The sequence below is a fragment of the Mucilaginibacter sp. P1_D10 genome (assembly GCF_056406215.1).
This window is the reverse complement of sequence record NZ_JBFUAP010000009.1, coordinates 221797-235499: the sequence shown is the minus strand read 5'-3', so window position 1 is coordinate 235499 and position 13703 is coordinate 221797. Positions and strand designations below refer to the sequence as shown.

General features: G+C 46.8%; 10 protein-coding genes. 7 read left to right on the top strand and 3 right to left on the bottom strand.

Annotation, left to right across the window (positions count from 1 at the left end; all coding sequences use genetic code 11):
* The first annotated feature begins 268 nt into the window (after positions 1–268).
* A complete protein-coding gene (locus tag AC1DYT_RS16315) occupies positions 269–1792 on the top strand; it encodes a malate:quinone oxidoreductase (protein ID WP_477470656.1) in 1524 nt (507 codons plus the stop codon).
* 30 nt (positions 1793–1822) lie between these two features.
* Here the strand turns inward: AC1DYT_RS16315 and AC1DYT_RS16310 are convergent, their stop codons facing one another.
* The 3 genes from AC1DYT_RS16310 to AC1DYT_RS16300 form a co-directional block, all read right to left on the bottom strand.
* Complete coding sequence (locus AC1DYT_RS16310) at positions 1823–2773, bottom strand: TonB family protein (protein ID WP_477470637.1); 951 nt, start codon at positions 2771–2773, stop codon at positions 1823–1825.
* A gap of 1 nt (position 2774) precedes the next feature.
* Positions 2775–3743: a TonB family protein gene (locus AC1DYT_RS16305; RefSeq protein WP_477470636.1), complete on the bottom strand. Its 969-nt coding sequence runs from the start codon at positions 3741–3743 to the stop codon at positions 2775–2777.
* A gap of 123 nt (positions 3744–3866) precedes the next feature.
* Positions 3867–6470 carry a M1 family metallopeptidase gene (locus AC1DYT_RS16300; protein WP_477470635.1) on the bottom strand — a complete coding sequence of 868 codons (2604 nt, stop codon included), beginning with the start codon at positions 6468–6470 and terminating at the stop codon, positions 3867–3869.
* Positions 6471–6629: 159 nt separating this feature from the next.
* Between AC1DYT_RS16300 and AC1DYT_RS16295 the strand changes: the two genes are divergently transcribed.
* The 6 genes from AC1DYT_RS16295 to rseP all read left to right on the top strand — a co-directional run bounded on the left by AC1DYT_RS16295 (position 6630) and on the right by rseP (position 13530).
* Positions 6630–7580 carry a glycosyltransferase family 2 protein gene (locus tag AC1DYT_RS16295; protein ID WP_477470634.1) on the top strand — a complete coding sequence of 317 codons (951 nt, stop codon included), beginning with the start codon at positions 6630–6632 and terminating at the stop codon, positions 7578–7580.
* A gap of 111 nt (positions 7581–7691) precedes the next feature.
* Entirely contained in the window at positions 7692–8660 is a 969-nt protein-coding gene (locus AC1DYT_RS16290) for a glycosyltransferase family 2 protein (protein ID WP_477470633.1), read from the top strand.
* A gap of 9 nt (positions 8661–8669) precedes the next feature.
* Entirely contained in the window at positions 8670–9449 is a 780-nt protein-coding gene (locus AC1DYT_RS16285; protein WP_477470632.1) for a hypothetical protein, read from the top strand.
* 2 nt (positions 9450–9451) lie between these two features.
* Complete coding sequence (locus tag AC1DYT_RS16280) at positions 9452–10954, top strand: GH3 auxin-responsive promoter family protein (RefSeq protein ID WP_477470631.1); 1503 nt, start codon at positions 9452–9454, stop codon at positions 10952–10954.
* Positions 10955–10992: 38 nt separating this feature from the next.
* Entirely contained in the window at positions 10993–12189 is a 1197-nt protein-coding gene (locus AC1DYT_RS16275) for a 1-deoxy-D-xylulose-5-phosphate reductoisomerase (protein WP_477470630.1), read from the top strand.
* Positions 12190–12195: 6 nt separating this feature from the next.
* Positions 12196–13530 (top strand): RIP metalloprotease RseP, encoded by a 1335-nt coding sequence (gene rseP, locus AC1DYT_RS16270; RefSeq protein ID WP_477470629.1) that lies wholly within the window; start codon positions 12196–12198, stop codon positions 13528–13530.
* Positions 13531–13703 lie beyond the last annotated feature (173 nt).

The following is a 13703-nucleotide window of genomic DNA, read 5'->3' as shown; positions in this document are numbered from 1 at the left end:
CCTGGCCATTGGTTTGTATGATTATAGTATATTATACAAGTGGCAATCTGTTTTGTGTGGATTAAAGCAATACAAGTGTATCAAACCAAATTTTAAAATATCTGTTTAAACCTTTTTATGACAGTTTTTTGGGCAAAATTTACTAAAATTGCCTGATTTATGGCGAACACCCCGCATCCCAGGCAAATGTCTCTTTCCTTGGCAACGGCGCGGTTTTTTCGTCATCTACTGGCATAAATTTTCATCTTTCAAATAAATAATTGAGTGTATCTTAACACATTCAATACTAACAATGAGCAAGGGCAATACAGTTTCAAATTCAACGGTTGATGTAGTTTTGATTGGCGCAGGTATCATGAGCGCTACACTTGGGGTAATGCTGAAAGAACTGCAGCCCGATTTGTCGATAGAGATTTTCGAAAGGCTGGATACCATTGCTGCCGAAAGCTCGGATGCCATGAACAACGCGGGCACCGGCCACTCTGCCTTTTGCGAGCTCAATTACACCCCGCAGAAGAAAGACGGCAGCGTATCTGCCGAGAAAGCCGTGCAGATTGCCGAGCAATTTGAGATAACCAAAGAGTTTTGGGCGCACCTGGTAGATAAGAAATTCGTTGATAAACCGCAGGATTTCATCAGTAAAACGCCGCATATCAGTTTTGTATGGGGTGCCGATAATGTAGATTATCTAAGGAAACGCTTCGACGCGATGGCGAAGCATCACTTTTTTAAGGATATGCTTTACTCGGAAAGCCACGCAGAACTAAAAAAATGGATGCCCTTGGTTGTGGAAGGCCGCGATACCGAACAAAAAATCGCAGGTACTTATATGGATATAGGTACCGATGTAAATTTCGGCGCTCTTACCCGCACATTGTTTAGCTGGCTGGAGCAGCAACCTAACGTAAACCTGGCACTCAATCATGACGTAGACGACATTAAACGCAATAAGGATAATACCTGGCGCATTAAAGTTACCGACAAAGCCAACGGCCAAAAGCAGAGGCTGAACGCCAAATTCGTATTCGTGGGTGCGGGTGGCGGTGCTTTGCCCCTGCTGCAGAAATCGGGCATTGCCGAGAGCAAGGGCTTTGGCGGCTTCCCGGTAAGCGGGCAATGGCTGGTGTGTAATAACCCCGCCGTAGTAGCAAAACATAATTCTAAGGTTTATGGCAAGGCATCAGTAGGTGCGCCGCCTATGAGCGTACCACATTTGGATACCCGTATGATCGGCGGCAAAAAAGCCCTGCTTTTTGGGCCTTACGCAGGTTTCTCTACACGCTTCCTCAAGAAAGGCTCGTTGTTCGATTTGTTCGGTTCTATAAAACTTAATAACTTATTGCCGCTGCTGGCCGTTGGCCGCGACAACTGGGACCTGACAAAATACCTCATCGGACAGGTATTGCAATCGCCAACCGACCGCCTTAACGCCCTTAAAGAATATTTCCCCGAAGCCGATGCCAAAGATTGGGAACTTGAAGTAGCAGGGCAACGCGTACAGGTAATAAAAAAAGATGCTAAGAAAACCGGCGTACTGCAATTCGGTACCGAGGTGGTTACCGCTGCAGATGGCAGCATATCTGCCCTGCTGGGCGCTTCGCCGGGCGCTTCTACATCGGTACCTATTATGGTAGAGTTGATAGAGCGTTGTTTTAAAGACAAGGTAAAAACCCCGGAATGGCAGGCCAAGCTGAAGCAAATGATACCTTCATACGGGCAATCACTTACTAATGATGAGGCATTAGCCGATGCTACGCGCGCACGCACAAGCAAGTTGTTAGGGTTGGTGTAATTCCTTCGTAAGCGCATTTTCGCGCGGCAATTAGTTTCCGCTGAGGGAAAATGCTACAGGCATGGAAAATTGGACGCGAACAGGCTTGCCTTTTTGCATGCCCGGCAACCAAGGCGGGGATGCTTTAAAGGCCCGCATGGCTTCCTCATCACAACCGCTACCAATACCGCGCAGCACTTTTATATTGCTCAGGGTGCCGTCTTTTTCTACCACAAAAGTAATGATAACTCGCCCTTGCACATTATTTTTATATGCAGAGGCAGGGTATCGGATGGTTCGTCCTAAAAACTTCCCAAACGCCACATCGCCGCCGGGAAATTGGGGTTGCACATCTACCGCGGTAAAAACCTGAGGCATCGTATTATCGAAGTCTGGACCTGATATAAGCTTGCCGTTCTGGTAAACTGCTTTTTCGGTTTTCCCCTCGTTTATGGTGCCTACCCATTCTCCATCCTCGTGCCCGTCTTTAACAGGACCTTGCGCTATGTATTCGAAATCGAAATTGGTTTTTATCCATGTACCGTTGCCCTCTTCGGCTAATATCTTGCCGGTAGAGTCGACGCATTGTTTCAGGTACGGGCCGTTGTCCGTATAATCTATTACCGAATATAATTTACCGTTGGGGAAATAGCTGAGGCACTCGCCGGTAAGGTTGCCGTTATCATAAGTGCGTATGTATTTACGATGGCCATTATGAAAGTATTCGATATACGCGCCCTGCAGGCCATTCTCTACAAACGGTGAGTTGATATACGTATGGGCGATGGCTTTTCGCTTGCCATCTTTAAATACATCGTTCACGGTAATGAGCCCTTTATCTACCGTGCTATCTGGCGGCAATAAAACCCTCACGAAATCGGCGGCCTCTTTGCTTTCGGCCATCTTGCCGTTGTTGTACATATAATACGCTGCGGTATCGCGTTTTTGAGCCTCGGCGGACACGCCTATACATAGACAAATGCATAAGGTAAGTAATCTCATATTAATCATTGGATAATGCAAATCCTATGGGTACAGAAAACTGAACCCGTACAGGCTGGCCGTTCAGGATGCCTGGCTTCCACGCGGGAGATGCTTTCATCACCCGCATAGCTTCGTTACTCAAGCTTTCATCAGGAGACCGTAATACACGCAATTCAGACAAAGAGCCGTTTTTCTCTACAACAAAAGTTAAAATTACCCGCCCGGTTATATGTTGTTCGCGGGCATATTGAGGGTATCTAATGTTTGTGGCTAGGTACTGGCTAAATCCCGTGTCGCTACCTGAAAAACTGGGTTGTTGGTCCGCCACCTGAAAAACCCAGTCTTCTTTTTTTCGCTTTGGCCCAGGGAGTTCCACACCATTTTTGTACTCAGTTTTATAAACAACTGTGTCCACAGCAAAGCGTTGCACCCATGTTCCGTCTTTTTTTCCGTTAACAACCGGTCCTGTATAGGTTTCCAGCAGGCTAAATTCGCTGCATTCTACCCACACGCCGTTTCCGTTGGCGGCTAGTGCCTTGCCGGTTGTATCCAGACAGGTTTTTAAGTAATCGCCCGTTTTGGAGTGGGTAACAACACTGTATAATTGGCCGTTATAGTAGTAAGTGGAGTCTTCACCGGTTAACTTGCCTTTGTAATAATTTCGCACGACCCTCTTTTTGCCATTTCGATAGTACTCAGTGTAAAGTCCGTGGATACCTTCTTCAAAATTCATTTCCCCGCTAAAAGATGTTGCTACAAGCCGTGGGGTTCCGTCGCGGTAATAATCCTGTATTTCATACACGCCAGAACCTTTTTTAATAATGAGCCGTAGGAAATTTGCGCTGCCTTGGTCACCCGCCATCAAGGAATGGTCGCTCATGTAATACGCTACGGAATCGTGCTTGGCAGCGCCCTTTTTTGGTTGCTGGGCAATAGCAGCAAAACTCAGCAGGCAACTAAATAAAAGTATAGGTAAGGTTTTCATCATGCGATAGAGGCAATAGTTATGTGCGTTAAATATAGCAAATGAACGTGATTTTAAAATCGCTCAAATAAAAAAACGGCCCCGAAGCACTGCCGGGGCCGTTTGCATTGTATAAAAGACTATCGCCTATTTAAAATCGTCGTTAGTAAGCCCGCTGTTTACTGTAGCACCGGTTACTTTAAACTCGGTGGCTACACCACCAACAGCGGTTTTTTCGGTGTATGGTATTTTTACGCCGGTTACGATGGTTTGGTAATTACTGTACACCGATGGGGCGCTACCCGCTCCATCATTAATGCGTTTAATTTTAAAGCCGGTTTTAGGGTCGTAATACTGCCGCGAGCGCGTGCCTTCGGGGTTGGTTACCGTAATCAGGTAAGTAAGCTGCCCATCTACCACCTGCATTACCGGTGCCAGTTCCAGCTTATAACCCGCTTTATCGTAATCCAATTCGGGGAATATACGGTAACGGTTACGGATTTTGGGATTTTCTTCTTTGCTCACCAAAGCAGTATTATTGAACTGTTTTAGCCTCACGCTATCGCCATTGACTACAATATTGGATAGCACGAAGTTATTGTACGATGGAGCAATGACATTCAGATTGAGTTTATCAGGCGATTTGTATTTAACAGTCATCTTGATATCCACGCCCTGAAACACCCCGTCAGATTTTACCGTCAAATCGGTGATATCTTTCAGTTTGCCCGCGCCACCAACTGCGGTGATGTAAGCATCAATAACGTCTTTGGCGGTAACACCTTTGGCGACTAGTTTGCCGCTCAGCGCGTTATTATCCGGGTTCACGTCAGGCAATACATGGTCAGGGTCAAGGATAACATAAGAAATCTTCGAGGTAGATTTGTATGGGAATGTCCAGGTGCCGCCGCGTTGCCAAATTTCGGCAGGCAGTTTTATAGTGCCGCTTTTGCCGTTCTCTTCCATAATAAAAGCGGTTACCGGCATTACCATTTCGCCAAGGTTCTCTATGGTTATCAACGAGCCTTTCGCAGCATCATTATCTGTATAGTCTATTCCTTTCACTGCCTGGTCAAGTTTCCAGGTTTGCAGGAACCACTCGTTCCAAAACCAGCTTAGGTCCTCTCCTGCCGCGTTATCCATGCTGTGGAAGAAATCCCATGGCGTAGGGTGCTTAAAAGCCCAGCGTTTGATGTATGTTTTAAATGCATAATCGAAGCGTTCTTCGCCCAGTATCTGTTCGCGCAGTATCATCAGCCCCTGTGCGGGTTTTTCGTAGGCTGCGTTGCCCAGGTAATCGCCCTGTATCACATCCGGGGTGTTCATTATCGCATCGGCATTATCGCTGAATACGTAAGATGCGCCGCCTTGCACGTCGTCTTTGGTATAATACTCGCCTTTGTTGAACACCTTGGTATCCACTTTATTGATAAAGGTATTGAAGCCTTCGTCCATCCAGGCGTACTTGCGCTCGTTAGAGCCTACGATCATAGGGAACCAGTTGTGGCCGAACTCGTGGTTGGTAACCTCCCACAGGCCGCCGCCCTGGCTCTCGTGGCTGCAGAACACGATGCCGGGGTACTCCATGCCGCTTACCGGCCCGCCTACGTTGGTAGCCACCGGGTAAGTGTATTCGAACCATTTGCCCGAGTAAAGCTCAATGGATGCCTTAACATATTCGGTCGAACGGCCATAAGCGCCCACGCCGCCACTGGCAATTGGATAAACCGATTGCGCAAGGGCTTTTTTGCCGTTAGACAGGTTGATGCGCGCGGCATCCCACACAAATGCCTTCGATGCGGCCCAGGCTACATCGCGCGAGTTTTTGCAAGAGAAATGCCAGGTAAGCGATGGCTTTTTAACATAGGCGTTGCCTGCCAAAACCTCGGCCGAATCTTTTATCATTACGGTTTTATCGCTGGCTTTGGCTTGCGCAAGGCGTTTTAATGCGGTCGGTGTAAGCACCTCGGTCGGGTTAACCAACTCGCCCGAACCCACCAGCACCATGCTTGCCGGAGCGGTAATGGTATAATCGAAGTTGCCGTACTCCAGGTAAAACTCCGATGAGCCTAAGTAAGGGATGGTGTTCCAGCCGCTGATATCGTCGTAAACCTCCATGCGGGGATACCATTGGGCAATATCATATATCCAGCCCTGCGGGGTCTTCAGGCGGCCGGTACGGTCGGTACCGTACTCGGATATATCATAAGCGTAATCGATCTTTATCTGCAGTTTGGCACCGTTTGCCCTAAGGGTATCTTTAAGGCGTATTTGCATACGGGTATCGTTTACGATGTAATTGGCCGCCTGGGCCTTGCCGTTGCTGATGAGCGTTACCGCTTTTATTTCATCGCCTTTGGTAAAGCTGGTGTTGGCAAAGCGCCCGCCACCTATTGCCGATGTAGCCTGCCCGCGCGAAGCTTCGCGGTAGATGTTCTGATCTGTTTGCAGCCACAAAAAGTTGAGAGCATCGGGGCTGTTGTTGGTGTAGGTGATGGTTACACTGCCGGTTAGGCGGTGCTTTAGGGTATCAAGGATTACGTCGATTTTGTAGTCGGCACGGTTTTGCCAGTACTTTGCGCCCGGCGCGCCCGAGGCCGAGCGGAATAGGTTGCCCCTATCCGGGTAAAACAAGGGGCTGAACACCTTGTGCTGATCGTACTTGGGTGCGGGTTTATCGGTGTTTTGCGCTTTTGCGCCTATAGCGCAAAGCATCAGGAGCAGGCTGAGGGCCTTTTGATAACTTTTCATTTTTTAAGCAGTATGATTTAAAGGCTAATATATTGTTTTTTAACAAGCGGGCACGCTATTATATAAAGATGGCGTTAAACCCATGCCTATTTTTTATATTTTTGCAGTAATGCAGTTATGCCGCCAACAGGCATAACTGCTTTTTTCTTTCCCTAATAAATGGATATATCAGTTGTAGTACCGCTGTACGATGAAGTGGAATCATTGCCCGAGCTTACCTCTTGGATAAGCAAGGTGATGGCCGAGAACCGCTATTCGTACGAGATAATTTTAGTTGACGACGGCAGCAAGGATGGGTCGTGGGAGATGATCTTGAAGCTGAAGGAGGGCAACCCGCATATTCGGGGCATCAAATTCCGGCGCAATTACGGCAAATCGGCCGCATTGAATATGGGCTTCGAAGCTACCAAAGGCGATGTGGTGATTACCATGGATGCCGACCTGCAGGACAGTCCCGACGAGATACCCGGCCTATACCGCCGCATCACCGACGATAAATACGACCTGGTATCGGGCTGGAAAGCCAAACGGTTCGATCCGCTTAGCAAAACCATACCTACCAAGCTTTTCAACGCGGCCACTCGCAAAATGAGCGGGATTGACAACCTGCACGATTTTAACTGCGGGCTTAAAGCTTACCGCAAGGCCGTAGTAAAAAATATAGAGGTGTACGGCGAAATGCATCGCTACATACCCGTTTTGGCCAAATGGGCAGGCTTCACCAAAATTGGGGAGCAGGTAGTGGAGCACCGGGCACGTAAATACGGCAAAACCAAATTTGGCATGAGCCGCTTCGTTAACGGTTTCCTGGATTTGTTATCGATATTCTTCGTGGGCAAATTCGGTAAGCGGCCTATGCACTTTTTCGGCATGATGGGTACGATAAGTTTTTTAACAGGTTTGTTTATTGCGATATGGATTATCAGCGAAAAGCTGTACCTGATTGCCCATAATCAACATTACCGCGACATTACAGACAACCCTCTGTTTTACCTTGCACTGGTAGCCATCATACTCGGTTCGCAATTGTTCTTAACCGGCTTTGTTGCAGAGTTGGTTTCGCGAAGCGCGCCGGAACGCAATAAATATCAAATTGAGGACTCAATTTAGATATGAGATTTGAGATGTTAGATATGAGACAGGACATTGCATCCGGCCTCTTCTCTATTACTTTTTGCTTCGGTCTCAAATCTCAAATCTAATATCTCACATCTAAGAAGAATGTTTTTCTCCATCATCATCCCTTTATATAACCGCCCGCAGGAGATCGACGAATTGCTCGGTACGCTTACCCTGCAAACGTATAAGGCGTTTGAGGTATTGGTTATTGAGGATGGATCTACCCAAAAGGCAGGGGAAATTGTAAAAAAATATGCCGATGATCTGGATATTCGATACTTTGAGAAACCAAATGAGGGCCAGGGATTTGCGCGCAACTTCGGCTTTGAGCGGGCAAAGGGCGATTACTTTATCATCTTCGATTCGGATTGTTTGATACCTGCCAATTACCTGCAGATCGTAAACGATTCATTGGCCGCCGACTGGTTGGATGCTTATGGTGGCCCCGATGGCGCGCACGAATCGTTCACGCCCATCCAAAAGGCCATCAGCTACAGCATGACTTCCCCTTTCACCACCGGCGGCATCCGTGGTAATAAAAAAGGTATCGGGCAGTTCCATCCGCGCAGCTTCAATATGGGCATATCGCGAAAAGTGTGGGAAAACGCAGGCGGTTTTATCATCACCCGCCTGGGCGAAGATATAGAGTACAGCATACGCATACATTCTTTAGGCTATAAGATAGGCCTTATCCCCGAAGCCATCGTGTACCATAAACGCCGCACCAGCTTCCTTAAATTTTATAAGCAGCTGCACTTTTTTGGCCGGGCCAGGATAAACGTATATAAGTTTTTCCCTGATCAGTTGAAGGCCGTGCACTTCTTCCCGGCTATATTTACGCTGGGCTTATTATTCACTATTATCGCCAATTTATTAGGCTGGCCAATAGCTATTTTTTGTAATATCATAGTCATGCTTATTATTTTGTTGATATTTTTTCACTCGTTGTGGCAAAACAAATCGGCAAAAGTCGCATTTTTGAGCATTATTGCTGCCTTCACTCAACTGACTGCCTACGGGTTAGGGTTTATACAGGATTATTGGAAGCGGGTTGTGTTAAAAAGATCTTAAGAACGTAGTATGTACCATCCATTTTCAATTATAGAGACTATCAAATCCGCTTGGGATGTACTCAAGAAGAATTATATTTCTCTTATCATTTACTCTATAATTACTTTAGTACTATACCAGTTCATCAGCATCTTAACTTCCTTGTTCTACTTCACCGATAACTTGTACAGCAAAATGGTGGTGGTACTGTTTATGATGCTGGTTCAATCGTACCTCACGCTAAGTTTCTATAAACTAATCCTGACGCTTATCCATAAAGAGTATTACGAATTCGAGTTTAAAGATATCGTACCAACTTTCAAGATGGCACTGAATTTCGTGAGCGTGGCCTTGGCGTTCGTAATTTTGATAGGCGTGGTAATCCTGATAAACTTCTTCCTGAGGGAGAACACAACACTGATGTTCATACTCGATAAAGTTGAGATACTGTCATTGACGTATTTGCTCATCAGGTCTGTTTTTTGCCTGTGCTTTATCGTAGACGACGATTCGGGTCCGTTCGAAGCTTTGGTACAGAGTTTCAGGATTACCAAAAACAATTTCTTTAAACTGGTAGCTATTATTTTGATTGTGTTCCTGTTCATCGCCATACTACTGTTGATTATCAACGGTGTTATCACGCTTTTTATCAGCGAAGAAAGCAAGAGTATGGCCTACGTGCTAAAGATTGCCGGCATTATATGGTTTGCCATTTCGTTCCCCACCGTGCAGGTGATGATTATGACCACTTATAAAAGATTGGTTTATAGCCATCAGGACGTTGACGATGATATTGCCGAAACCAATTAACAATGGGCCTGAAAGCGATACTGAGCAAGGCATTTGCCTTTTTTGTGAACCGGCAATTAGATAATATCCGCCAAAACGGCCTTGCCCTGCAACAAAAAACCTTTACCGACCTCATCCATGCCGCAAAAAATACCGCCTTTGGTGAAGACCACGGCTTTGCTGCAATCAACAATTACGAAGATTTCAAGAAACAAGTCCCCATCCGCGATTACGAGGATCTGCGCCCCTACATCGAACGCGTAACCAACGGCGAAGCCGATGTGCTGTGGCCCGGCAAACCCGCTTACCTGGCCAAAACATCGGGCACTACCTCGGGTGTAAAATATATCCCTATTTCTAAAGAAAGCATGCCGCAGCATATCAAAGCCGCACGCAATGCTTTGCTCAGCTATATCCACGAAACAGGAAAGGCGGATTTTGTAGATGGCAAAATGATTTTCCTGCAGGGAAGCCCGGTGCTAAGCGAAAAAGAAGGTATCTCCGTAGGCCGTTTATCTGGCATCGTGGCGCACCATGTGCCGCAATATCTGCAAAAGAACCGCATGCCTTCCTACGAAACCAATTGCATAGAAGATTGGGAGCAAAAGGTTGATGCAATTGTGCAGGAAACCGTAAAAGAGGATATGCGCCTCATCTCGGGCATACCGCCCTGGTGCCAAATGTATTTCGACCGGCTTTCGGCCGCGTCAGGAGGCAAGAAGGTGAAGGATATCTTCCCGAACTTCAAGCTATTCGTACACGGGGGCGTAAACTACGAGCCTTATCGCGCCCGTATGGAAGAGGTAATTGGTGATAAAATCGACTCTATAGAAACCTACCCGGCATCAGAAGGCTTCATTGCTTTCCAGGATTCGCAGCGCGAAAAAGGCCTGCTGCTGATGGTAGATGCGGGCATCTTCTACGAGTTTATCCCCAGCGACGAGTACTTTAACGATACCCCTACCCGCATCAACCTAAAAGATATAGAACTGGAGCGCAACTACGCCCTCATCATGAATACCAGCGCCGGCCTTTGGGGTTATAGCCTGGGCGATACCATCAAATTCGTATCGAAGAACCCGTATAAAATTGTGGTAACCGGCCGCATCAAGCATTATATATCCGCCTTCGGCGAGCACGTAATAGGCGAAGAGGTGGAGCAGGCCTTAATGGGCGTTGCCGCAGCCGAGGGTGTGGACGTGATAGAGTTCACCGTGGCGCCGCAGGTAACGCCAAAAGCGGGGGAACTGCCTTACCACGAATGGTTTATAGAATTTGGCAAAGAGCCAGCCGATATAAAGGCCTTCGCCCTGAAAGTAGATGCCGCATTGCAAAAGAAAAATATTTACTATTTCGATCTAATAGAGGGTAACATTTTGCAGCCTTTGATAGTCAATAAGCTAAAAAAAGATACCTTTATAAGCTATATGCGCGGCCAGGGTAAGCTTGGGGGGCAAAACAAAGTGCCGAGGCTATCGAATGACAGGAAGATAGCAGACGAGTTAGTTTTATATATAAAGGAATAAAAACAAACGTCATTGCGACGCGCAGATAAATAAGATAATTGAGTACTCCAATTAAAAACATTGCCATACTCGGCTCTACCGGTAGCATAGGCACGCAAACGCTGGATGTTATTAAAGATAACCCCGGCCTTTTCCGTGCGTTTATGATAACTGGGTACACCAATGCCTACTTGTTGATACAGCAGGCGATAGATTTTTTGCCCGAATATGTTATCATATGCGATGAAAGCAAATATGCCGAAGTAAAGGCTGCACTCGCTCATTTACCCATTAAAGTATTGGCCGGTTACCAGGCCATAAAAGATATGGTTACCCATCCGGATATCCATATCGTGCTTACGGCAATGGTTGGCTTTGCCGGACTGGAGCCCACCATCAATGCCATAAAGGCGGGCAAAGACATAGCCCTGGCAAACAAAGAAACGCTGGTAGTTGCAGGCGAACTAATTACGGGCCTTGCCAAAGAGCATAACGTAAAGATATTACCGGTAGATAGCGAGCACTCGGCCATATTCCAGTGCCTGGCGGGCGAAGAGAACAACCCAATAGAGAAGATAATCCTTACCGCATCAGGCGGACCTTTCCGAGGCAAAACCACGGAGTTTTTGGCAGGCGTTACGCGCGAGCATGCCCTTAAGCACCCTAACTGGGTAATGGGTGCCAAAATCACCATCGATTCGGCCTCTTTGATGAATAAGGGCCTGGAGGTTATTGAAGCCAAATGGCTTTTCGGTTTGGAGGCACAGCAGATAGACGTTATCGTGCACCCGCAATCCATCGTCCACTCGCTGGTGCAATTCGAAGATGGTTCTATAAAGGCGCAGATGGGCTTGCCCGATATGAAGCTGCCTATACAGTACGCCCTCTCCTATCCAACCCGCATCAAAAACAATTTCAAGCGCTTCGATTTTACGAGCTATCCCAACCTTACCTTCGAGAAACCGGATATGGACACCTTCCGTAACCTGAAGATGGCTTACGAGGCGCTGGATCGCAAGGGGAATATGCCCTGCATCGTAAATGCGGCCAATGAGGTGGCGGTGGCAGCTTTCCTGAACAACGACACCGGCTTTTTGGCCATGAGCGATATTATAGAAACCTGCATGGCCAAGATAGCTTATGTAGCACAACCCACGCTTGCCGACTATTTGAATACCGATAAAGAAACACGCATATTTGCGCAAAATTTAATAATGCAAATGCCGTTAAAGGCATACGATCTTAACGAGAAATAACAACGGATGGATATATTGATTATGGTGGGCCAACTGATACTTGGTCTTTCGATTTTAGTGATACTGCACGAATTTGGGCATTTTATAGCTGCCCGCGCCTTTGGGATAAGAGTAGAGAAGTTTTACCTGTTCTTTGATGCATGGAATTTCAGCCTTTTTAAATTTAACTATAAAGGAGTTGAATACGGCATAGGCTGGCTGCCCCTTGGCGGCTACGTAAAAATATCGGGGATGATAGATGAATCGATGGATACCGACCAACTGGCCGGCCCGCCGCAACCCCACGAGTTCCGCTCAAAACCGGCCTGGCAGCGCCTCATCGTAATGCTTGGTGGTATTATCGTAAACATTATCGTAGGCATATTTATATTCTGGATGCTGGTAGTTAAATACGGCGAAACTTATACGCCTAACGCCAATGCTAAATACGGTATAGTGCCGGGCGTTATCGGCAAGAAAATAGGTTTGCGGGCGGGTGATAAAATCCCCACTATAAACGGCAAAACAGTAGAGCGCTTCGACGACCTGAGCAACTCTAAAGTGCTGCTGGATAACACAGTATTGAACGTTGAGCGTGGTACCGAGCATTTGGACATCAAGGTGCCATCGACCATCCTGAACGACCTTTCTGACGATGGCATCGAAGACTTTATAAGCCGTGCGCCGCGCAGCAAGTTCAGTGTAGATTCGGTTTTTGGCGATTCGAAAAAGGCAGGGCTGCAAAAGGGCGATAGCATACTGGCCGTAAACAGCAAGCCCGTGCAATTCTTCGATGAGTTCCAGGCTCTTTTACAAGCCAACAAAAATAAACAGGTGCAGCTTTCGGTAAAAAGGAGAGACACTACCGTAGCCATAACTGCCAAAGTTGACAGTACCGGACGCATTGGTTTTTACCGCCCAAAAAAGGAAGTGTTAGGTAACCTGGTTACCGCTAAATACAGTTTTTTTGCCTCGCTGCCTATTGGGGCAGCCAAAGCATGGGATATGTTCGCGAGCAATGCCAAGGGCATCAAAAAAATATTCTCGGGACAGGTTAAGGCCACTAAGGCAGTATCCAGCCCGATACGCATAGCGCAGATGTTTGGTGGTACCATCGATTGGATACGCTTCTGGACGCTCGTTGGCTTCCTCTCGATGGTATTGGCGCTCACCAACCTTTTGCCTATACCCGGTTTGGATGGCGGGCACACGGTGTTCCTCCTCATAGAGATGGTAAAAGGCAAACCGCTAAGCGATAAATTTTTAGAACGTGCGCAGATCGTGGGTTTCGTATTGCTGATATCCCTGATGGTTTTCGCCTTTGGGAATGATATCTTCAGGATATTTACAAAGCATAAATAACGTAAATACGCGCCTATAACCACAAAGCGCACAGAGATTTAAACACAAAGGCCACAAAGAAAAAACTTTGTGGCCTTTGTGTTTACAAATACGCAGATACTTGGTTAAATAGAAAACCCTACCCCGGCATTTTATATAGCTGTATCAAATTACAGCTTGGTTTTCCGTGTAGA